Genomic DNA, 22,498 nt, shown 5'->3' on the forward strand with positions numbered 1-22,498 from the left:
AAATTGTGTTTCATGGTAAATTTTATAAAAAGCCTTAATTTAAAAAATAGTGAATAAAAAACGACTATATAATAGGAAGAAACTAGTAATGGTCGTTAAAAAATTTATAGAGACCTTATAAATTTTAACTAAATAGTAAGAAAGGTTACGTGCCAGCAGATTTGCTCCAAATTCCTGATTTCTATCAAGTGGTACAGCCTTTAAAAGGTGTGCTATTGAACCTTCAATATGGTTACATAAAAATCCATTATTGTGACACAATACTAATTTAAGGAGTGTGTCGCTACAATGGTTAAAGTTCCAATTCATGTGCTTCTCAGTACACAGTTACTTTTCCTCAGTCAGCCAACCTACACTGATGCAAGCAAGATGATTAAATCAACGGTTGTAAAAGTGAAACCAATTGAAATTAAAATCGAGGCACCAAAGCGAGAGTTAAAAAAATACATTATCGAAGTGGAAGATCATAATACCCTTACCAAAGTAAAGGACAGCTACCCCAATGTAAAACTGGAGAAGGTGTTTAACACCGTACTAAATGGGGCAGCGGTAAAAAGTACGGAAGAGGAGATTGAAAAAATCAAGCAGCTTCCCGGAATAAAGCAGGTTCATGAAACAACTACCTACAAAGTGGAGCTTGATGAGAGTGTACCCTTTATCGGCGGAAATCTTGTCCGCGGTGAATTTGATGAAAAAAATCAGCGCCTAACCGGTAAGGGCGTGAAGATTGGTGTTATTGATACGGGCATTGACTATACCCATCATGATTTGCAGCGCAATTTTCAAGGCGGCTTTGACTTGGTGGATGAAGATGAAGATCCGATGGAGACGGTGAAAAGCCAAGGGGAAGCAACCCTTCATGGTACGCATGTAGCGGGAATCATCGGTGCGAATGGAAAATATCTTGGTGTGGCCCCTGATGCTGAAATTTATGCCTATCGTGCTCTTGGGCCTGGCGGCTATGGTACATCTGATCAAGTTATTGCTGCGATTGAAAAAGCGGTGGAAGATGGAATGGATGTGATTAACCTTTCCCTTGGGAGCTCGGTGAACGCTCCTGATTATCCGACCAGCTTAGCTCTTGATAAAGCAGTTGAAAAGGGCGTAGTCGCGGTGACCTCAAATGGAAATTCCGGTCCGGGACTATGGACGGTTGGCTCACCGGGTGCATCTGAAAAAGCAATCTCTGTCGGCGCATCGACCCCGCCGCTTGAGATTCCGGTATTGCAGCTTGAGCTGGTGCCGAATAAACAAATTTTTTTACAGCCGCTGCAAGGGTCGGTACCGTGGAATGTAACGAAAAGCTACAAAATCGTTTACGGTGGTTTGGGCCATCCAAAAGAGTTGTCTGCTGTAAAAGAAAAGATTGTGCTGATGGAGCGGGGTGAGATTTCTTTTACAGAAAAGGCAAGGAACGCGAAGGCCAAAGGGGCAAAGGCAGTATTAATTTTTAATAACGAGGAAGGAATGTTTTCCGGTGGACTTGAGGAGGCGTTGGAGATCCCGGTTGTGGCCCTTTCTAAGAAAGACGGGCTTTTTCTAAAAGAGGAAGTAGCAAGGGGACATGAATGGGCGGCTACAAAAGGACGGAAGATCCAAGACCAATTGGCAAGCTTCAGTTCGCGGGGACCGGTCACGCATACATGGGCAATCAAGCCGGATGTTGTCGCGCCGGGGGTAAAAATTGATAGCCCAATTCCAAACGGGTATACCGCATTGCAAGGGACAAGCATGGCTTCACCCCATGTGGCTGGGGCGGCGGCGTTAATCCTGCAGGCGCACCCGGATTGGAATCCGGAACAGGTCAAGGCAGCGTTGATGAATACGGCCAAACCGATTTTTAATGATACCGGGAAACAATATAACCCATATGAACAAGGGGCGGGGCGCATTCAAGTTGAAAAAGCGGTAAATGCGACGGTGCTCGCATACCCAGGGTCGCTTGCATTTGGTTCTTTTGAAAAAAATAAAGGTGAAACTGGGAATTCACTCACGCTCACAGTCGAAAACAAGTCTAGCAGGCCTGAGAAAATATCATTTGCAACGCCTGGTTACGAGAAGGGTGTGAAGTGGAAGCTGCCGCTTTCTATTTCTTTAGGTCCGCAGGATAAAAAGCAAGTTACAGTGGCGGTGAGTGTCGAACCTGAACAACTATCCGAAGGCCTTCATTTTGGGAGTGTGAAGATAGAATCTAGTAGTACGGAGGACGAAATCCAACTACCATATTTGTTTGTAGTAGGAGATGCGAATCATCCTCGTGTCATGGGCTTTTCTTTTGATAAAGAAAACGAAGAAGATGCTGAGGAGGACAGCTATAAGTACGAGCTTTATTTACCGGAAGGTGCAGATGAACTTGGAATCGCACTCTTTGATCCGTTAACATTACAATTCGTCGGCTTTTTGCATCATGAAACCAATGCCGAACGAGGCTTGCTGGAAGTAGTGAAACCGCGCGGTGAAATTCCATTTGCCGATGGGGACTACAAAGTAATCGTCTATGCTGTTCAAAATGGCAAAGAAACGACGGAGGAAAGCGTAATTACAATTGGGGAAAGAGAAGAATAGCCTTAGGATTCGGACAGCCTAGCCCACCCCGCCAAAGACAAAGTGAATTAATTAAAACAAACTTGCAATATCCAACCCAATATTCACAATCAGGTTGTATTACCTTAAAAAAAGCATATGAATTTAACAGGAAAGACAAGCTTTGGCGGGGCAAAAACCCACTTCCGAAAATTTGACATTCATGTGACAATTTTCACTAAAATGGATTGACATTAAAAGGGGGCTATTGTATGCTAAAAAAGGTGTGAAAAGGGGAGTATATCCTAATATAGTTATCAGTGAATTGAAAAAATTCAAGCCGAAGGAGCGTTTTCATTGCGTGATGAGAGACGGCCTAATGATCAAGATGAGCGTGAAGTTCCTAAAAGTTCCAATAAAAACCCTTACAAGGCCATGGCGCTTATGTCCGCCATTTCGGCTCAATTAGTCGGATCAATATTAGTAGGGATTTTTTTAGGGAAATGGATAGATGCGAAATTAGGAACGTTGCCATTGTTTTTACTGGTGGGACTATTTGTTGGACTAGCTACCGGCATCTACAGTATGCTGCGGCTGATTAAAACCTTTTCAGGGGACAAGGAACCCCCTAAATCCTAGGTTAGTATCCCGAGTGACAAGCTTAACAGAAAGCTTAAAGCAAGAATGATAAACTAAACCTTATCGTAGACTAAACCTTATAATAGACTCATCAAAAGCCTCAAAGGGAGCCATGATGAATAAAGAATATAAACAAGTTTTCATTAGAGAACTGAAGATTATTATTAATCTATTAGCCGTATTTGTGATTGGATGGGGTTTTACACCATACCCTCACATTTTTTTAGGTCTAATACTGGGAACTGCTTTCAGTACATACAATTTATGGTCGATGCACAGCAAGGTGAATCGACTTGGACAAACCATCGTTGACAATGCCAAGAAAAAAGAAGATGAAAAGAAAAAGAGAGTTAAATCTCTTGGATCCCTCAACCGTCTAGCGGCAGCTGTTCTCGCAGTTGCTATTGCAATACGCTATCCGGATACATTCAACCTGGTAGCCGTGATTATAGGATTAATGACAAACCATTTCGTCATTATGATAGATTTTCTTTTTCAATCCATCAGGAAAAAACTGAAAGAGAGGTGAAACAATTTGGAACATGGTGCTCCAATAAGAGAATTTTTAGGACTTACTTTTAATTTATCCAACGTCCTTATGATCACTGTAGCTTCAGTTATTGTCTTTTTATTAGCGGTTTCTGGTTCGAAAGCTCTGCAACTCCGTCCAACAGGGATGCAAAACTTTATGGAATGGGTTATGGACTTCGTGAAAGGAATCATTGGGAATACAATGGACTGGAACACGGGTGGTCGCTTCCTGACATTAGGAATGACAATTATTATGTACATTTTTGTCGCCAATATGTTAGGTTTGCCGTTTTCAATTCATGTTGATGGAAATGTGTGGTGGAAATCACCGACAGCTGATCCAACAATCACGTTAACTTTAGCTGTAATGATCGTGGGTCTAACCCATTATTACGGTATTAAGTTAAACGGAGCAAAAGCATACGGAAGTACGTTCTTTTCTCCAATGAAATTTTTATTTCCATTAAAAATTATTGAAGAGTTTGCGAACACACTAACTCTCGGCTTGCGTCTTTATGGTAACATCTACGCAGGTGAAATTTTGCTAGGATTACTAGCAGGTTTAGGTACAAGCGGTATTGGCGGCGGAATCGGCGCAGTATTACCAATGCTTGCATGGCAAGGATTCAGTATCTTCGTTGGTACAATCCAAGCATTCATTTTTACAATGTTAACAATGGTTTATATGTCCCACAAAGTGAGTCATGACCATTAATATAAAAAAACCTATTATAATACATTAATTTTTCTAAGGAAAAAGGGAGGACTTTTAAAATGAATTTAATAGCAGCTGCAATTGCGGTAGGTTTAGCGGCACTAGGTGCTGGTATTGGTAACGGTCTTATCGTTGGACGTACAGTAGAAGGTATTGCACGTCAACCAGAACTTCAAGGTAGACTTCAAACTACAATGTTTATCGGGGTTGCGTTAGTTGAAGCATTACCGATCATCGGCGTAGTTATCGCGTTCATCGTAATGGGTTCTTAATAACACATTACAAACTGTTTAATAATGGCGAAAGATCGATCCAAGCGAGATCCTTCGCCATTCCTTTATGTAGCATAACTGAAACAGATAGAAAATTTGCTAAATTGCATTATTCATTTTTATAGTGGGTAGGCACGTATTGAAAGGAGTGAAATACAGTGTCATTAGACTTTTTAGTATTGGCTTCAGCTGAAGGCGCCGCTTCTGGTATTAATGTAGGAGACATTGTTTATCAGCTGGTAGCATTCATTGTCTTATTGTTATTACTTCGTAAATATGCATTCGGCCCATTGATGGGAATTATGAAACAACGTGAAGAGCATATTTCAAACGAAATCGATGCAGCTGAAAAGAGCCGCAAAGAAGCAGAAAAGTTTGCAGCTCAACAGGCTGAGGCTTTAAAAGCTGCACGTCAAGATGCGCAAGAGTTAATCGAAAGCGCAAAGAAACTTGGCGAGCAACAACAAAAAGATATCGTCGAAGCAGCGAAAGTGGAAGCAACACGCCTAAAGGATGCTGCTGTAAAAGAAATTCAGCAGGAAAAGGATCAGGCGATTGCAGCTTTACGCGAACAAGTCGCTTCGTTATCTGTACTAATTGCATCTAAAGTTATTGAGAAAGAGTTAAGTGAACAAGATCAACAAAAATTGATCGATGAGTACATCAAAGAGGTAGGCGAGGCACGATGAGTCAAAACGCTGTCGCTGGTCGCTATGCTGTCGCTCTGTACAATCTAGCTAAAGAACATAACGAATTAGAGCAATTAGAACAAGAATTAAAGGTTATAGAAAAAGTAGTGGCTGAAAATCCACAATTTCTAACAATCTTAAAGCATCCAAAGGTTGCAAAAGAAACGAAAAAAGCACTTGTAAAAGAAGTATTCCAAAACGCATCACAAACCTTGATCAACACAATGCTTCTATTAATTGACCGTAAACGTGAAGAATTACTTCCTGAAATTGCTGAACAATATTTTCTTCTAGCAAATGAGTCACGTGGTATTGCGGACGCAAAAGTATACTCCGTTCGCCCGTTAACAGCTGACGAAGAAAAAGCTCTTTCAGAAGTTTTCGCAAAGAAAATCGGCAAATCAGAATTACGTATTCAAAATATCGTTGACAACAGCCTAATCGGTGGTGTCAAGCTTAGAATCGGCAATACAATTTATGATGGCAGTGTTAAGGGTAAATTAGAACGTATTGAACGTCAATTACTTACTGCACAACGCTAGAAGTTAGGGGTGAAATTCATGAGCATCAAAGCAGAAGAAATTAGTGCACTGATAAAAAAGCAAATCGAAAACTATCAGTCTGAAATCGAAGTGAATGATGTTGGTACTGTTATCCAAGTCGGTGACGGTATCGCGCGTGCTCATGGTCTTGATAACGTAATGTCAGGAGAACTTGTTGAATTCTCTAACGGAGTAATGGGTCTTGCCCAAAACTTAGAAGAAAACAACGTTGGTATCGTTATTCTTGGACCATATACAGAAATTCGTGAAGGTGACGAAGTTCGTCGTACAGGACGTATCATGCAAGTTCCTGTAGGTGAGCAATTATTAGGACGTGTAGTAAACCCATTAGGTTTGCCAGTTGATGGCTTAGGCCCAATTGAAACTACAAAAACTCGTCCAATCGAACAAAAAGCACCAGGTGTTATGGCTCGTAAATCAGTACATGAACCATTACAAACTGGTATCAAAGCGATTGACGCTCTTGTACCTATCGGACGTGGACAACGTGAGTTAATCATCGGTGACCGTCAAACTGGTAAAACATCAGTAGCAATCGATGCGATCTTAAACCAAAAGAACGAAAATATGATTTGTATTTACGTTGCGATTGGTCAAAAAGAATCAACTGTTCGTGGTGTTGTTGAAACATTACGTAAAAACGGTGCATTAGAGTACACAATCGTTGTAACAGCATCTGCATCACAACCAGCTCCATTATTATACCTTGCTCCATATGCAGGTGTAGCAATGGGTGAGGAATTTATGTATAACGGTAAGCACGTTTTAATCATCTATGATGATTTAACAAAACAAGCATCAGCATACCGTGAACTTTCATTGTTATTACGTCGTCCTCCAGGCCGTGAAGCATATCCAGGGGACGTATTCTACTTACACTCACGCTTACTTGAGCGTGCAGCAAAACTTAGCGATGAGTTAGGCGGAGGCTCTATGACTGCCCTTCCATTCATCGAAACACAAGCTGGTGACGTTTCTGCGTACATTCCAACAAACGTTATCTCTATCACAGACGGTCAGATCTTCTTACAATCAGACTTGTTCTTCTCAGGGGTACGTCCAGCGATCAACGCAGGTTTATCAGTATCACGTGTAGGGGGATCTGCGCAAATTAAAGCGATGAAAAAGGTATCAGGTACATTACGTCTTGACCTTGCTTCTTTCCGTGAGTTAGAAGCATTCGCACAATTCGGATCTGACCTTGATAAAGCAACACAAGCAAAATTAAACCGTGGTGTTCGTACAGTAGAAGTACTAAAACAAGGTTTAAACAAGCCGCTTGCTGTTGAAAAACAAGTAACAATCCTTTATGCATTAACAAAAGGCTTACTTGACGATATCCCAGTTGCTGATATCGGCCGTTTCGAGCTTGAACTTTATGCATGGGTTGAAATGAACCGCAAAGAAATTTTTGAAACAATCAGAAACACAAAAGAGCTTCCTAAAGATGCAGACATCACTGCTGCAATCAATGATTTCAAAAAGACATTTGCAATCTCTGAATAATTGACATTCAATTTTTAAAATAAATAAAGACGGTGGACTTTGGTCCACCTCTTGTCCGCTGAATAAAAAAGGTGGTGAAAACGAGTGGCTTCATTACGCGATATAAAACATCGTATTACATCAACAAAGAAAACAATGCAAATCACAAAAGCGATGCACATGGTATCTGCTTCTAAACTAAGCCGTGCTGAAGAAAACGCCAAATCATTTAATCCATATATGGAAAAAATTCAGGAGGTTGTTACCAGCATTGCCGTTGGCAGCAAAGGTGTTCGTCATCCAATGCTAGAGTCAAGACCAGTGAAGAAGACAGGCTATGTAGTCATCACATCTGACCGTGGTTTAGCAGGTGCCTATAACAGTAACGTTTTACGTAATGTATTACGTGAAATTCAAGAACGTCATAAATCAACTGATGAATATGCGATTATTGCAATTGGCCGTATGGGACGTGACTTCTTTAAGAAGAGAAATATGCCGGTTGTTAAAGAAATCACTGGTTTAGCTGACCAGCCGATGTTCGCAGATATCAAAGATTTAGCCAACCAAGCGGTTGGAATGTTCGAAGACGGTACATATGATGAGCTTTATATGTACTACAACCACTTCATAAGTGCTATTTCGCAGGAACTAACCGTGAAGAAACTTTTACCGTTAACAGATCTTGCAGAAGGCAATGCGCCTTTAAGCTCTTATGAATATGAACCATCTCAAGAAGAAATTTTGGAAACACTGCTTCCGCAGTATGCTGAAAGCTTAATTTATGGAGCACTGCTCGATGGTAAAGCAAGTGAACATGCCGCACGTATGACAGCGATGCAAAGTGCTACCGATAACGCTGGTGAGCTTATCGATTCACTTACATTGCTATTCAACCGTGCACGTCAAGCTGCTATTACGCAAGAAATTACCGAAATTGTCGGTGGGGCAGCAGCATTAGAATAGTTTACACTAAGCAATAGACTCAGTGTAAACACCGAAAAATGCAAACGAAGCAATAGCTAAGAACGGAATGTTCGTAATGGACAAATCTGTTAGGAGGAAAAGCAATGAATAAAGGACGCATAACAGCAATTTTGGGTCCAGTTGTAGACGTAAAATTCGAAAGCGGCAAGCTTCCTGAATTATACAACGCCCTAAGAATTGAATATAAAGCGCGTACTGAGGCTGAAGTGGATATCCACTTAACTTTAGAAGTTGCCCTTCACTTAGGTGACGACACAGTACGTACAGTTGCGATGGACTCTACTGATGGTTTAGTTCGCGGTTTGGATGTTATCGACACTGGAGCACCAATTTCAGTGCCAGTTGGTGACGTAACTCTTGGACGTGTATTTAACGTATTAGGAGATGCAATCGACCTTAAAGATCCAATCCCTGCAGAAGCTCGCAGAGATCCAATCCATCGTCAAGCACCAACATTTGAAAACCTTTCAACACAAGTTGAAATCTTAGAGACTGGTATTAAAGTAGTAGACCTTCTTGCTCCTTATATTAAAGGTGGTAAGATCGGTTTGTTCGGTGGTGCCGGTGTAGGTAAAACCGTATTAATCCAGGAATTAATCAACAACATCGCGCAAGAGCACGGCGGTATCTCAGTATTCGCTGGTGTAGGGGAACGTACTCGTGAAGGAAACGACCTTTACCACGAAATGAGCGACTCAGGCGTTATCAAGAAAACAGCGATGGTATTCGGTCAGATGAACGAGCCACCAGGTGCACGTCAACGTGTTGCCTTAACTGGTTTAACAATGGCTGAATATTTCCGTGATGAGCAAGGACAAGACGTGTTATTCTTTATCGATAACATCTTCCGTTTCACACAAGCAGGTTCCGAGGTATCAGCGCTACTTGGCCGTATGCCATCTGCCGTTGGTTACCAACCAACACTTGCAACTGAAATGGGTCAATTACAAGAGCGTATCACATCTACAAACGTAGGTTCAGTTACATCTATCCAAGCGATTTATGTACCAGCCGATGACTATACTGACCCAGCACCGGCTACAACATTCGCTCACTTAGACGCAACTACAAACCTTGAGCGTAAACTTTCTGAGATGGGTATCTACCCAGCGGTGGACCCATTAGCATCTACATCTCGTGCATTATCACCTGAGATTGTTGGTGAAGAACATTACAATGTTGCTCGTCAAGTACAGCAAACATTACAAAGATATAGAGAATTACAGGATATCATCGCCATCCTAGGTATGGATGAATTAGGTGACGAAGACAAGCTAGTCGTAGCACGTGCTCGTCGTATCCAATTCTTCTTATCTCAAAACTTCCACGTTGCTGAGCAGTTTACAGGCCAACCAGGATCTTATGTACCTGTAAAAGAAACAGTTCGTGGCTTCAAGGAAATCCTTGAAGGTAAATACGATAATCTTCCAGAAGACGCATTCCGTCTAGTTGGACGTATCGAAGATGTTGTTGAAAAAGCAAAAACAATGGCTTAAGAATGCCTCGGATTTTAAAAGGTAATTTTTCGAGCTTGCTCGAAAAAATCTGGGCAACAAATACGCCAAGGCGCATTTGATTTCTAGAAGTGAGAAATGGGGAATGAGAGAATCTCATTTCTCACCTCTTACAACTCACCTCTAGAATAGGAGGTTATTTAATGAAGACAATCCAAGTCAGTGTAGTTACTCCTGATGGCGCTGTAGTAGATCAAGATGTTGAAATGGTAAGTGTAAAAGCCATTAGCGGTGAACTTGGTATTTTACCAGGTCATATTCCGTTGGTTGCACCATTAGCCATTAGTGCTGTTCGTCTTAAGAATGGCAACACTACTGATCAAGTTGCTGTTAGCGGTGGCTTCGTTGAAGTAAGACCTGATAAAGTGACTATTTTAGCTCAAGCGGCTGAATTAGCATCAGAAATAGATGTCGATCGTGCGCGCGCAGCAAAAGAACGGGCAGAGCGCCGAATGCAGCAAGCGAAAACAGACGATGTTGATTTTAAACGTGCCGAACTTGCATTAAAACGTGCGATTAATCGTTTAAATGTTGGAGGACGTTCTTAGTAAACTAAACCTAAAGGAGGACTCAGTTGATCTTTCTTTAGGTTTATTTTTTTGTGTGCATCATATTTAAAGGGAATTTATTACTTCACAATAATTTCATTCATTAAATTGTAAATAATTTAAAATAATTATGTGATAAATTACATAGACTTAATCATATAAAATACACACAGTCAAGATTTCCAGATTCTTTTTCATATTTTTTTGCGATATTTTTGAACGTTTATCGACACTTATTGGGCGATTTGCTATAATAAGGTCGGTGTGTAAAACTAGAAAATACCGATTTGGGGGGGATGGTATGGACAGTCTACTTCTGTACCAAAACAATTATTTAATCGTAGTTGTTTTTCTATTGTTAGGGATTATTCTGCCTGTCGGGGCTTTAACATTAGGTCGTTTTTTGAGACCTTATAAACCATCGGCAGAAAAAGAGACAACCTATGAAAGTGGTCTTGACCCTTTTCATGAAGCTAGGGTACAATTCAATGTTCGTTATTATATCTTTGCTCTAATGTTTGTTATTTTTGACGTAGAGACAGTCTTTTTGTATCCATGGGCCGTTGCCTATGATCATTTAGGTATCTTTGCTCTAATTGAAATGTTAGTTTTCGTCATTATGCTTGCCATTGGCTTAATTTACGCTTGGAAAAAGAAGGTGTTGAAGTGGATCTAAAATTACAAGATATTACACCAGAAGAGCAAGAGGAACTTAAACGCAACGTCTTTTTAACTACAGTCGAAGAGATTAAAGCCTGGGCTCGAAGAGGTTCAATCTGGCCAATGACTTTCGGGCTTGCTTGTTGTGCCATTGAAATGATGGCTACTGGTGGTGCGCATTTTGATATTTCTCGTATCGGTAAGGAAGTATTCCGTGCTTCACCACGTCATTCAGATTGTATGATTGTCGCAGGTACAGTTACGAAAAAAATGGCGCCAATCTTACGCCGTCTTTACGACCAAATGCCAGAGCCAAAATGGGTGATTGCCATGGGTGTCTGTGCAACAGCTGGTGGACCTTATGTGAAGTCTTATGCCGTCGTCAAAGGCGTAGACCAAATCGTTCCTGTAGACGTTTATATCCCAGGCTGCCCACCAAATCCGGCTGCCTTACTTTACGGATTGCATAAATTGGAGGAAAAAATCCGCCTAGAAGCGAAGACTGGAAAGCGGGTGATGTAACGCATGAGTGAAAAGGATTTAGAACAATTAAAGAAAGAAGCTGCTGAAAAAGCAAAAGCTGCTGCACTAGCAAAGGAACAGGGTGCAGATTCTGATGCGGGACAAGCCGCTCTAGCAGCAGCAGGACCAGATGCTACAGATGCTGAAAAAGCAGCCTCAGCAGGTGCCGCTGCCGCATTCCAAGCAGAAGGTGCAACAGCTCTACCTGAAGGAACAGATGATAAAGCGAAAGCCATTGCTGCCGCTAAGGCAAAAGCCGCTGCCCTTGCAAAACAAGGTGGAGGCGAAACAGAAGCAGAAGCAACTGGTGATGCTCCAGCAGGCGCAGATGATAAAGCAAAAGCCGCCGCTGCCGCGAAGGCAAAGGCCGCCGCAGCTGCAAAGGCAAAAGCTGCAGCCGCCGCGAAAGCAAAAGCCGCAGGGGGCGAGGCTCCTGCCGGTGGTGACGATGATAAAGCAAAAGCAATTGCTGCCGCAAAAGCAAAAGCCGCAGCCGCTGCAGCCGCAAAAGCGAAGGCAGCCGGTGGAGCAACAGCAGCCGGTGGTGATGATGATAAAGCGAAAGCAATCGCCGCAGCCAAAGCAAAGGCCGCTGCATTAGCCAAAGCAAAAACAGCAGGTGCAGGTGCTGGCGCCACAGAAGAAGCAGCTCCAGAAGCACCATCACCAAATCAACCTTATTTAGATAAATACATTAAAGTCATTAAAGATCATCTAGGCGAAGACGTTCTCGAAGATGCTTACATCAATAAACTATCAAACGACGTACCTACATTGGTGGCAAAGCCAGAATCCTATTATAAAATCGCCGAATTCCTAAAATATAATGAACAGCTTGGTTTTGATTATTTATCAGAGCATCATGGATCAGATTTCATGACACATATGGAAGTGTACAACCACTTTTACTCTTATAAAAATCGCCAATCTGTCGCTTTAAAAGTAAAAATTAACCGTGATGAAGCGACTATTGATTCGTTAACGCCATTATGGCCTGGTTGCGATTGGCCTGAAAGAGAATCCTATGACCTTTTAGGGATCAAGTACACAAATCACCCAAATCTAAAGAGAATTATGCTTGCAGACGATTGGGTTGGGCACCCACTTCGCAAAGACTACGAGCAGTATGATGTGGAGGTGTAGCAAATGGCTTATAAAATAGAAGAATTGCTACTCAACGTAGGTCCTCAGCATCCAAGTACACATGGTGTATTCCGGGTTGTTCTAAAACTTGATGGTGAGATTATTAAAGAAGCTACACCTGTTATCGGCTATTTACACCGAGGAACAGAGAAATTAGCGGAAAACCTACAATATACACAAATCATTCCATATACAGACCGCATGGATTACTTATCAGCGATGACGAACAACTACACAGTTGTGCATACAGTTGAAACCATGATGGGCCTTGAAATTCCAGAAAGAGCAGAATATTTACGTGTTATTGCCATGGAGCTTGGCAGAATTGCCAGCCACCTGATCGCATTCGGAACATTCCTTATGGATATGGGGGCAACAAGTCCGTTTATGTACGCTGTTAGAGAACGAGAAATCATTCTCAACTTATTAAATGAATTATCTGGTGCCCGTATTACGTTCAACTATATGAGGGTTGGCGGTGTGAAATGGGATGCTCCAGATGGCTGGATTGAAAAAGTAAAAGAATTTATTCCATATATGCGTGAAAAAGCGAAAGGTTACCATGACCTAGTAACGGGAAATGAAATCTTCCAAACACGTGTAAAAGGTGTCGGCGTTATTACAAAAGAAGATGCGATTGCCTATTCACTAAGTGGTACAAACCTTCGTGGGTCAGGAATTAAATGGGATCTTCGTAAAGATGAGCCATATTCAATTTATGACCGTTTTGACTTTGAAGTACCAGTTGGAGAAAACGGTGACGCCTTTGACCGCTATCTCTGCCGGATGCTGGAAGTAGAACAATGCTTAAATATTGTGGAACAAGCTTGCGAACAAATTCCAAAAGAAGGAGACTTCATTGGTAAAGTTCCAAAAATCATCAAGGCCCCTAAAGGCGAAGCGTTTACTCGCATTGAAGGAGCACGTGGTGAAATCGGCTGTTATATCTATAGTGATGGTAAAAAAGAGCCATACCGTCTGAAATTCCGTCGTCCAAGCTTTTACAATCTACAAATCTTTAAAAAGTTGATTGAAGGCGAAAACCTTTCAGACATGGTTGCGATTTTGGGAAGTATTGATATCGTTCTTGGGGAGGTTGATGGATAATGATACAATCGCTTTTAAACTCACCTCCAAGTCTTTTAAACTTTGGGATTTATTTCCTATTAGCGGCACTGTTATTATTCACCGTTATTTTGGCATTTGTAGCTTATGCCATTTTATCAGAGAGAAAAGTACTTGCCTTCATGCAATCCCGTATAGGTCCGAATAAGCTGGGGGGGCGCTTCGGTCTATTACAAACAGTGGCGGACGTTCTTAAATTATTACTAAAAGAGGACATCATTCCAAAAGCTGTTGATAAGCCATTATTCATACTTGCCCCGATTATAGCATTCGTTCCATCATTCATGGTTATGGCAACCATTCCATTTACGGATAAGTATCAATTTGCTGACCTTGGTATTGGTTTCTTATACTATGTAGCCATTTCAGGTATGTCCATTGTTGGTATTGTAATGGCATCTTGGGCTTCCAACAATAAGTACTCACTACTTGGTGGTATGCGTGCCGGTGCCCAAATGATTTCCTATGAGATACCACTTGTTATGTCTGCATTAGGTGTTATTTTGTTTACAGGCAGCATGAATTTAAACGATATTGTTGCTGCACAAGAACATTGGGCATTTATCTTTAAACAACCAATTGGCTTTATTATCTTCTTTATTGCAGCCAATGCAGAGCTTGCACGGATTCCGTTTGACTTACCTGAAACGGAGTCAGAGCTTGTAGCAGGTTATCATACAGAGTATTCAGGTTTCCGTATGGCTTTCTTCATGTTATCTGAATATGTATATTTATTTGCAATGTCATTGTTAATCTCTGTTTTATTCTTAGGCGGTTGGAACCCAATCCCTGGTTTAGACTTTATTCCAGGAGCAGTTTGGATTGCGCTTAAGTTCAGTTTAGTTGTCTTTATTTTCGTTTGGTTCCGTGCGACATTCCCACGCTTTAAAGCTGATACATTGATGGAATTCGCTTGGAAGATATTATTACCAATCGCATTAGCCAACTTACTTTTATCTGCACTTTTAAAAGCATTATTTTCGTAAAATAAGTTACAGCAAAAGAAAAGGGGTGGAAGCATGAAAGGCGTATTAAAAGGCTTAAATTATACCCTGAAGGAATTAACGAAAAAGCCGGTAACATATGATTACCCAAATGAACCATTGGCCTTGCCTGATCGTTTTCGCGGGATTCAAAAATTTTACCCTGAAAAATGTATCGTGTGTAACCAATGTGCGGCAATCTGTCCGACTGACTGTATAAAGCTTACTGGGAAAAAGCATCCTGATCCAAGTAAAAAGGGGAAAATTATTGACACGTATACAATTAACTTTGAAATTTGTATACTTTGTGATTTATGCACCGAGGTTTGTCCTACAGAAGCAATTATTATGACCAATAACTTTGAACTTGCGGAGTATAGCCGCGATGAGTTATATAAAGATCTAAACTATTTAGATGAAAATGATCAGAACATAAGAGAGGTGAACAAACCATGAGTGGAGAACTATTAGCGTTTTTTATCCTTGCCCTTATTGCAATTGCCGGCGGGGTGCTAATGTTAAACCTGACAAAGGTGGTCCACATGGTTGTTGCACTGGTATTCACCTTTATAGCATTGGCAGGACTTTATGTTACACTTTCTGCAGAATTTGTCGCAGTTGTGCAAGTTCTAATTTATTCCGGTGCGATTACAATCATTATGCTTTTCGGAATCATGTTAACGAAGCATGACCATGAAGAAGAGAAGAGACCTGGCATGTGGAAGAGGATTTTCGTGTTGCTCGGAATCATCGGGTTTTTCCTTGTCATGTACTTCTCTATTAATGATTTAACATTAGGAGAGCAAGCAACAACACTACATGAAAACAACGTTGTACAAGTTGGTACAGCCCTTTATTCAAAATATATTATTCCGTTTGAATTATTATCAGTATTATTACTTGTAGCTTTAGTTGGTGCGATTATTCTTTCGAAAAAGGATGAGGACAAGGAGGGAGAGGCTCATGAGTAGTATACCTTTATCCGTCTACCTTGTACTGGCACTTGTGCTTTTCTGTATCGGTTTGTTTGGTGCTCTAACGAAAAGAAACACCGTGATCGTGTTAATATCAATTGAATTAATGCTGAATGCAGTTAATTTAAATCTTGTAGCTTTTAGTAAGTATGGGGTAAATCCAAGTATCACAGGACAAGTTTTTTCATTATTTACAATTAGTGTAGCAGCAGCTGAAGTTGCCGTTGGTTTGGCTATTTTATTAGCTCTACACCGCAACAAGAAAACAGTTAATATTGATGAAATGGATATAATGAAAAAATAGACATGAGTCTCACGGCCTGTGAGTCTGGAAGGGGATTGTGATAAGATGATGGAAAATGCATGGCTGATACCACTGTTCCCACTTCTTTCTTTCATACTTCTCGTAATATTTGGGCGAAGATTAAAGGAAAGTAGTGCATACGTGGGTATGTTAGCAACAATAGCCTCCCTCTTACTGTCGATCATGGTGCTCTTGGAGCGGCTTCAAGGGTCAAATGTTAAGATTGAGGGAACATGGCTTACAATCGGAGATACTAGCTTAACAGCTGGTTTCGAAGTCAATCAATTAAATGCGTTAATGTTATTTATCGTTTCACTAGTAAGTTTCCTAGTACATATGTATTCAAAAGGATACATGCATGGCGATGAGCGCATCCCAGTGTTTTATAGCTACCTAGGACTATTTACATTCGCAATGCTTGCACTCGTTATTTCACCAAACCTATTACAAGTTTATATCTTCTGGGAGCTAGTAGGTTTAGGTTCGTTTTTACTTATCGGTTTCTACTTTTTCAAGGACGAAGCAAGAGCGGCTGCTAAGAAGGCCTTCATCGTTACACGTATCGGTGACGTTGGCTTCTTTATCGGAATCATTCTTTTGTTCTGGCAAGTAGGAAGCTTTGAATATGATGAGATTTTTGCTGCCGTTGAAAATGGAGTTATTTCTCCTGGTTGGATTACGGTAACGGCGCTTCTTATTTTCGTTGGTGCTGTTGGTAAATCAGGTCAGTTCCCGTTACACACATGGTTACCGGATGCGATGGAAGGTCCAACACCAGTGTCAGCATTAATCCACGCAGCTACGATGGTTGCTGCCGGGGTATATTTAGTAGCGTCTTTATTCCCGCTATTTTCCGCAAGCAATACAGCCATGACAACTGTTGCTGTGATTGGTGGAATTACAGCAATTTTTGCAGCATCAATTGGTCTAGTACAAAAAGATATTAAGCGCGTTTTAGCTTACTCTACAGTCAGCCAATTAGGTTATATGATGCTTGCTTTAGGATCTGCTAGCTATGTAGCTGGTGTGTTCCACTTAATGACACATGCTTTCTTCAAAGCATTGCTATTCCTTGCTGCCGGGTCTGTCATTCACGCTGCCCATACGCAGGACATTGAAGAAATGGGCGGATTATGGAAAAAAATGAAACTAACAGGTCCATTGTTCCTAATTGGTACATTGGCCATTAGTGGATTCCCATTACTATCAGGTTTCTTCAGTAAAGATGAAATTTTAGTTGCAGCCTATGCAGATGGCCGTTACGGTGTATTCTGGTTAGCTGTTATTGCTGCATTTTTTACAGCATTCTATATGTTCCGTTTATTCTTCATGGTGTTTACGGGGGAAGCACGTGGAGATCAGAAGCATGTACATGAATCACCTGGTGTTATGACGTTCCCGATGATCGTCTTAGGAATCTTAGCTATTGTCTCAGGCTATTTAAATACACCATGGTTTGGCACGTTCTTGGGGGATTGGTTAACAGAAGGTACGGAACTTTACGGACACGGTCATGTTGAAGGTCCAGGCTGGATTATGTTCGTGGCAACAGGGGTTTCATTAGCTGGGATATTGTTAGCATATTTGATGTACGGTGCGAAGGTTTTATCAAGAGATTGGCTTGTTAAGCCGTTTCCTGTATGGTACAAATTGTTGTTCAACAAGTACTATATCGATGAGATTTATCATGCAACTGCAGTAATGGGTACACGTGCTGTCGGTTATATTTTACAAGGCTTTGATACCTATATCGTTGGTGGTCTAGTAAAAGGAACAGTAGCTTTAGCTCAGGGAATTGGGCGCGCAGGTTCTAAGCTTCAAGATGGTCAAATTCAAACGTATGGAACAGTTGCCTTCTTTGGTCTAGCCGTTCTCGTTGTGATCATCGCGTTGACAGGGGGGTATTTTGGATGAGTCTTCTTTCGTTTTTAGTTTTTTCGCCCCTGCTCGGGATTATCGTCTTAGCGTTAATGCCTAAATCAAGTGAAAAAGCAATCAAAGCGATTGGCTTTTTAGCGACATTAGTGCCTTTATTCTTAGCTTTTGCCGCCTACGGTCAGTTTGATTTTAATGAAAAGGCGATCCAGCTTGCTGAGAAAGTAAATTGGATGTCCTTTAACTTAGCTGGGGATTTCCCATTTACAATCAATTATGAATTAGGCGTAAATGGTTTATCTTTAGTCCTAATTCTATTAACAACTGTTGTCGCAACACTTGCAGCCGTTGCATCCATCTATATTAAGAAAGAATGGAAAGGCTTCTTCATGCTCTTCCTACTTCTTGAACTTGGTATGCTCGGCGTGTTTGCAGCACAAAACACAGTATTATTCTTTATCTTCTTTGAAATTACGTTAATCCCAACCTTCTTCTTAGTTGGTAAGTGGGGTTATGACGAAAGAATGAAGGCAGCATACAATTTCTTAATCTATAACGGCTTTGGTTCCGCGATTTTGTTAGTTGTATTCTCGCTGCTTTTAGCAAAAACAGGGACTGCCAATATTGAAGAGTTAAAAACAATCATGGCGGCAGATCCAAAAGCACTTGCAACAGTGGGCATTACACCAGCCTTTAAAATGGGCTGTTTGATCGCTTTATTGATTGCCTTTGGTGTAAAGCTTCCGATTTTCCCATTGCATTCATGGATGTTGACAGTGCACGCGCAAGCACCAATCCCAACTGTTATGATTCACTCAGGGATTTTGTTAAAAATCGGTGCGTACGGTTTAATCACATTTGCTTTCAACCTATTCCCTGCTGAGTTCGGACGTTTATCAGTCCTAATCGCAGTTCTAGGTGTAGTCAACTTATTGTACGGTGCCTTCTTAGCACTTGTTCAAAAAGACTTCAGAATGGTGCTTGCATATTCAAGTATTTCACATATGGGAATTGTTTTAATTGGTTTAGGTGCAATGAATACAGAAGGTGTTCAAGGAGCGATTTTCCAAGTCATTTCCCACGGTTTAATTTCAGCCTTGTTGTTCTTTATCGTTGGTATTTTATATGAACGTACGGGAACAACAACAATCGATGCTTTAGGTGGTATTGCAAAAGTAATGCCTATCACAGCCGGCTTCTTCTTAGCGGCAGCAATGGCTTCGCTTGGACTACCAGGCATGTCAGGATTTATTAGTGAATTTACAGCCTTCTTAGGCTTATTTAAAGCAATGCCAGCTGTTGCGGCGGTTGGATGTTTAGGTATTATCATCACAGCTGCTTACCTTTTAAGAGCAGTACTTGGAATTACATTTGGCGCTACAAGCACTCGTTTTACAGGGGTTTCAGATATGCGTTCAGTTGAATATGTACCGGTTCTTGTATTGTTGGCGTTTATTATTCTGATCGGTGTCTACCCTAATATTCTTACAAGTGCGATTGCGATGACGCTTGAAACTATAACTTTAGGGATAGGGGGGTAAGCTGATATGGATCTAGAGACACTGTTAAGCTTTAAATGGGGACTTATGGCTCCGGAATACGTGATTCTTGGTACAGCTATCCTTTTATCACTCATAGATTTATTTATGGATAAAAATAAAAGCCGCAATGTGTTAGGCTGGCTAGGTGTTGCCGGTATTGTCATTGCGTTGGTTTTAGTCATTGGTCAAATTGGTCAAAAGCCTGCCGATATTTTATTTGGCACGTATGTATTTGACCCATTCGCAACCGTATTTAAAATCATCTTCTTAGTGGGTACAGCGTTTGTACTTTTACTAGGAATCGGTTATCAGCCAAAAGACGGCTTACGCTATCGCGGTGAATTTTTCTATCTTATTTTAACAGCGTGCTTAGGTGCCATGTATATGGCTTCAAGCGCTGATTTAATTACATTATTTATTGGCCTTGAGTTACTTTCTATTTCATCCTATATCTTAGCAGGCTTACGCAAAACGAATTTACAGTCAAACGAATCTGCTATGAAATATATTGTAAATGGATCAATTTCAACAGCCATCATCTTATTTGGTTTCAGTTATCTATACGGATTAACAGGAACAACAAATGTATATGAAATCGGCATGGCAACAGCCAATTTACACAGCGGCAAATTATTAAATCTAGTCGGTCTAGCGTTTATTATTTCATTCGTTGGTTTATCCTTTAAAATTGCAACAGTGCCATATCAAATGTGGGCACCAGACGTTTACCAAGGTGCACCAACACCTGTTACAGCATTCTTGAGTGTTGTATCAAAAACAGCTGGTTTTGTAATCATCATTCGTATCTTCCTAGGTGCTTTCAACAGCACACCAGGACTTCATGCGGGCGATTACAACATGCTATGGTCAATGAAACCAATCATTGCCGTTCTAGCTGCCATCACAATGATTGTCGGTAATACGATCGCTTTAAAGCAAACGAACATCAAGCGCTTGTTCGCTTATTCTGCGATTGCCCATGCCGGCTACTTATTAGTACCGTTTGTTGCTTTATCACCACTTTGGTTGGAAAGCATTTGGTTCTATTTAGTAGCATACTTACTAATGAACTTAGGTATGTTTGCTGTATTACAAGTGGTTACTGAAAAAATGGGCAGCGAGGAAATTTCAAGCTTTGCCGGCTTGTACAAACGCGCACCAATTGTCGCAGTAGCGATGGCAATCTTCCTATTATCATTAGCCGGAATTCCAGGCACAGCTGGATTCATCGGTAAATTGGACATCTTCATCGGTGCCTTAGGCCCAATTACATCAATGGGACCATTCCCAGGCCATCTAGTACTAGTAAGCATCATGATGGGTACAACCGTCATCTCTTACTTCTACTATTTCAGCGTGATGAAGCAAATGTTCCTTGTACCACCAACTGATGCACACGAGCCAATGAAGATTAAACTGCCAAGCGGTATCATGGTAGTTGTTGCGCTTTGCGTAGTTGGGACAATCCTGTTTGGTGTTGCACCAAACTTAGCGGTTGACTTCTTCTATAAAGTGCTTGGTATTTAATAAGGTATAAAAATGAAAGCGACTCACGTGCGTGAGTCGCTTTTTTGTAAGTAGGAGGGTTGAAAAAATAATGTTCGCAAACTATAGCCAGCAAGCAGCCGTCAGCATCATTGTGCATTTACTATTTTTCGCCATAACGTGGTGGACACTACAAGGGTTGCGGATTGACCTATTAATCAAGCCCGGCAAAACCGGCCATGCCAAAGTATTAATGATTCTATTAACCATAGCGATTGGATCAGCCGTAAGCAAATTCTTTCTAGACTACCTCATTTGGGCACAGCAGCTGCAGTTTTTGTTTTAAAAGCTGCAGCTATTTTTTTCCCGAGCATATTCCCCTAGCAAACTCATATCATGTTAGAAGTGTGACTAAATAACCAAACATATTATTTCCTACAACTTCACAATTTATCCGTGTCGAGAACTGACGACTTCTTCCACGTATGTTACCACGTGAACTGGCAACACTGTAAGTATAGAATCACGTAGGTGACTAAACTAAATGACATTAAAAATATAGAGATAACCGATGGTGCAACCGAATCGCTACAAACAAGATGAAAAAGTACCATCCATAAGGGAGAAGGAGAACTCGAAATGAATAAGCAAATCTTTGTTCTTTTTACATTTATGTTTGTTATGTTTTTTCAAATGAATGGGCACGGGAACGGTCAAGTAATCGGTGCCGCAGATGAAGCTATTCAGCAGTTGCAGGAAATCATTGATGTGATGAACAAGCATGACATCAAGGTCAACGAGTGGACCATTTATGCGCGCGAGGACAATACTGTTTTAATGAATCAACAAAAATATCAAGCAAAAGTTGAGGAGTTAAAAGAGCAAAACCCAAGCTTAAAATGGGTGCAAACTAAAGAAAAAGGCATGTATAAAACAGTTGGAACGACGGATGACAAAGCCCTAATGAACAACAAAACAGCATTAAAAGAACAAATAATTTATGTCGCCTACCCCCATAAAGATCAACTCAACACGTATCTTATATATGTGTCTAAAGGAGAAACATGGAAGCCTAAAATGTGGCTTGAACAAGCAGCAACATTTCAATCTAAAATAAATACAATGTTCGACAAAAATCCTCAAATTTTCTCTTGTGCTAATGGACAATATGGTGGTAAGATTAATGGTGTTTTGTATAGTCAAGCCCTTACCATACTAAAGGATTTTTCCGCGAATCCAATCGAGTCACTAGAAGAAGAGGCATTTGTCTCGGTATCTGCATATACTGAGAATTGGAAGAACAGCATTCCTGAGAAAAATAAGGAAATGAATATACAAATAGCTTTACGTAACTCAGGATTGGGCGCCCCAACTACAGTCGTAATTGGCACACCAATCATCACATCTGAATATTAATATA

24 protein-coding genes are annotated in these 22,498 nt (G+C 40.9%); all 24 read left to right on the forward strand.

What is annotated here, in order from left to right; all coding sequences use genetic code 11:
- The first annotated feature begins 288 nt into the window (after nucleotides 1-288).
- The 24 genes from ACNQFZ_RS12445 to ACNQFZ_RS12560 all read left to right on the forward strand — a co-directional run bounded on the left by ACNQFZ_RS12445 (nucleotide 289) and on the right by ACNQFZ_RS12560 (nucleotide 22,494).
- Complete coding sequence (locus ACNQFZ_RS12445) at nucleotides 289-2,565, forward strand: S8 family serine peptidase (protein WP_458411667.1); 2,277 nt, start codon at nucleotides 289-291, stop codon at nucleotides 2,563-2,565.
- Between the two features lie 393 nt (nucleotides 2,566-2,958).
- The gene (locus ACNQFZ_RS12450) at nucleotides 2,959-3,162 is read left to right on the forward strand and encodes an AtpZ/AtpI family protein (RefSeq protein ID WP_458415380.1); all 204 of its coding nucleotides are present in this window, start codon (nucleotides 2,959-2,961) and stop codon (nucleotides 3,160-3,162) included.
- A gap of 112 nt (nucleotides 3,163-3,274) precedes the next feature.
- Nucleotides 3,275-3,691, forward strand: coding sequence for an ATP synthase subunit I (locus ACNQFZ_RS12455; protein ID WP_458411668.1), 417 nt, complete (start codon nucleotides 3,275-3,277; stop codon nucleotides 3,689-3,691).
- A gap of 6 nt (nucleotides 3,692-3,697) precedes the next feature.
- Nucleotides 3,698-4,408 carry a F0F1 ATP synthase subunit A gene (gene atpB / locus ACNQFZ_RS12460; protein WP_458411669.1) on the forward strand — a complete coding sequence of 237 codons (711 nt, stop codon included), beginning with the start codon at nucleotides 3,698-3,700 and terminating at the stop codon, nucleotides 4,406-4,408.
- Nucleotides 4,409-4,467: 59 nt separating this feature from the next.
- Entirely contained in the window at nucleotides 4,468-4,680 is a 213-nt protein-coding gene (gene atpE, locus ACNQFZ_RS12465; protein WP_326155972.1) for a F0F1 ATP synthase subunit C, read from the forward strand.
- Nucleotides 4,681-4,838: 158 nt separating this feature from the next.
- A complete protein-coding gene (gene atpF / locus ACNQFZ_RS12470; protein ID WP_458411670.1) occupies nucleotides 4,839-5,369 on the forward strand; it encodes a F0F1 ATP synthase subunit B in 531 nt (176 codons plus the stop codon).
- Nucleotides 5,366-5,911 carry a F0F1 ATP synthase subunit delta gene (locus tag ACNQFZ_RS12475; protein WP_458411671.1) on the forward strand — a complete coding sequence of 182 codons (546 nt, stop codon included), beginning with the start codon at nucleotides 5,366-5,368 and terminating at the stop codon, nucleotides 5,909-5,911. Before atpF ends, ACNQFZ_RS12475 begins: the two co-directional genes overlap by 4 nt.
- A gap of 18 nt (nucleotides 5,912-5,929) precedes the next feature.
- Nucleotides 5,930-7,438: a F0F1 ATP synthase subunit alpha gene (gene atpA, locus ACNQFZ_RS12480; RefSeq protein WP_458411672.1), complete on the forward strand. Its 1,509-nt coding sequence runs from the start codon at nucleotides 5,930-5,932 to the stop codon at nucleotides 7,436-7,438.
- Nucleotides 7,439-7,522: 84 nt separating this feature from the next.
- Complete coding sequence (locus tag ACNQFZ_RS12485) at nucleotides 7,523-8,383, forward strand: F0F1 ATP synthase subunit gamma (RefSeq protein ID WP_458411673.1); 861 nt, start codon at nucleotides 7,523-7,525, stop codon at nucleotides 8,381-8,383.
- A 104-nt stretch (nucleotides 8,384-8,487) separates the two neighbouring features.
- A complete protein-coding gene (gene atpD, locus ACNQFZ_RS12490) occupies nucleotides 8,488-9,900 on the forward strand; it encodes a F0F1 ATP synthase subunit beta (RefSeq protein ID WP_458411674.1) in 1,413 nt (470 codons plus the stop codon).
- A gap of 161 nt (nucleotides 9,901-10,061) precedes the next feature.
- Nucleotides 10,062-10,466, forward strand: coding sequence for a F0F1 ATP synthase subunit epsilon (locus ACNQFZ_RS12495; RefSeq protein WP_458411675.1), 405 nt, complete (start codon nucleotides 10,062-10,064; stop codon nucleotides 10,464-10,466).
- A gap of 301 nt (nucleotides 10,467-10,767) precedes the next feature.
- On the forward strand, nucleotides 10,768-11,142 hold the full coding sequence (locus ACNQFZ_RS12500; protein ID WP_458411676.1) for an NADH-quinone oxidoreductase subunit A: 375 nt from the start codon (nucleotides 10,768-10,770) through the stop codon (nucleotides 11,140-11,142).
- The gene (locus tag ACNQFZ_RS12505) at nucleotides 11,133-11,648 is read left to right on the forward strand and encodes a NuoB/complex I 20 kDa subunit family protein (protein ID WP_458411677.1); all 516 of its coding nucleotides are present in this window, start codon (nucleotides 11,133-11,135) and stop codon (nucleotides 11,646-11,648) included. Before ACNQFZ_RS12500 ends, ACNQFZ_RS12505 begins: the two co-directional genes overlap by 10 nt.
- Before the next feature lie 3 nt (nucleotides 11,649-11,651).
- The gene (locus ACNQFZ_RS12510; protein WP_458411678.1) at nucleotides 11,652-12,791 is read left to right on the forward strand and encodes an NADH-quinone oxidoreductase subunit C; all 1,140 of its coding nucleotides are present in this window, start codon (nucleotides 11,652-11,654) and stop codon (nucleotides 12,789-12,791) included.
- Between the two features lie 3 nt (nucleotides 12,792-12,794).
- Nucleotides 12,795-13,898, forward strand: coding sequence for an NADH-quinone oxidoreductase subunit D (locus ACNQFZ_RS12515; protein ID WP_458411679.1), 1,104 nt, complete (start codon nucleotides 12,795-12,797; stop codon nucleotides 13,896-13,898).
- Nucleotides 13,898-14,902 carry an NADH-quinone oxidoreductase subunit NuoH gene (nuoH, locus tag ACNQFZ_RS12520; RefSeq protein WP_458411680.1) on the forward strand — a complete coding sequence of 335 codons (1,005 nt, stop codon included), beginning with the start codon at nucleotides 13,898-13,900 and terminating at the stop codon, nucleotides 14,900-14,902. Before ACNQFZ_RS12515 ends, nuoH begins: the two co-directional genes overlap by 1 nt.
- 33 nt (nucleotides 14,903-14,935) lie before the next feature.
- Complete coding sequence (gene nuoI, locus ACNQFZ_RS12525; RefSeq protein ID WP_458411681.1) at nucleotides 14,936-15,355, forward strand: NADH-quinone oxidoreductase subunit NuoI; 420 nt, start codon at nucleotides 14,936-14,938, stop codon at nucleotides 15,353-15,355.
- Nucleotides 15,352-15,870 (forward strand): NADH-quinone oxidoreductase subunit J, encoded by a 519-nt coding sequence (locus ACNQFZ_RS12530; RefSeq protein ID WP_458411682.1) that lies wholly within the window; start codon nucleotides 15,352-15,354, stop codon nucleotides 15,868-15,870. The genes nuoI and ACNQFZ_RS12530 overlap by 4 nt, the downstream gene beginning before the upstream one ends.
- Entirely contained in the window at nucleotides 15,863-16,177 is a 315-nt protein-coding gene (gene nuoK, locus ACNQFZ_RS12535; protein WP_458411683.1) for an NADH-quinone oxidoreductase subunit NuoK, read from the forward strand. The genes ACNQFZ_RS12530 and nuoK overlap by 8 nt, the downstream gene beginning before the upstream one ends.
- Nucleotides 16,178-16,222: 45 nt before the next feature.
- The gene (gene nuoL / locus ACNQFZ_RS12540) at nucleotides 16,223-18,091 is read left to right on the forward strand and encodes an NADH-quinone oxidoreductase subunit L (protein WP_458411684.1); all 1,869 of its coding nucleotides are present in this window, start codon (nucleotides 16,223-16,225) and stop codon (nucleotides 18,089-18,091) included.
- Nucleotides 18,088-19,593, forward strand: coding sequence for a complex I subunit 4 family protein (locus ACNQFZ_RS12545; RefSeq protein WP_458411685.1), 1,506 nt, complete (start codon nucleotides 18,088-18,090; stop codon nucleotides 19,591-19,593). Before nuoL ends, ACNQFZ_RS12545 begins: the two co-directional genes overlap by 4 nt.
- A 6-nt stretch (nucleotides 19,594-19,599) precedes the next feature.
- Nucleotides 19,600-21,120 (forward strand): NADH-quinone oxidoreductase subunit NuoN, encoded by a 1,521-nt coding sequence (gene nuoN, locus ACNQFZ_RS12550; RefSeq protein WP_458411686.1) that lies wholly within the window; start codon nucleotides 19,600-19,602, stop codon nucleotides 21,118-21,120.
- A gap of 70 nt (nucleotides 21,121-21,190) precedes the next feature.
- Entirely contained in the window at nucleotides 21,191-21,424 is a 234-nt protein-coding gene (locus ACNQFZ_RS12555; protein ID WP_458411687.1) for a DUF1146 family protein, read from the forward strand.
- Nucleotides 21,425-21,717: 293 nt separating this feature from the next.
- Nucleotides 21,718-22,494 carry a YwmB family TATA-box binding protein gene (locus tag ACNQFZ_RS12560; protein WP_458411688.1) on the forward strand — a complete coding sequence of 259 codons (777 nt, stop codon included), beginning with the start codon at nucleotides 21,718-21,720 and terminating at the stop codon, nucleotides 22,492-22,494.
- The last annotated feature ends 4 nt before the right edge of the window (nucleotides 22,495-22,498 follow it).

The sequence above is a fragment of the Schinkia acidoalkalinis genome (assembly GCF_054301215.1).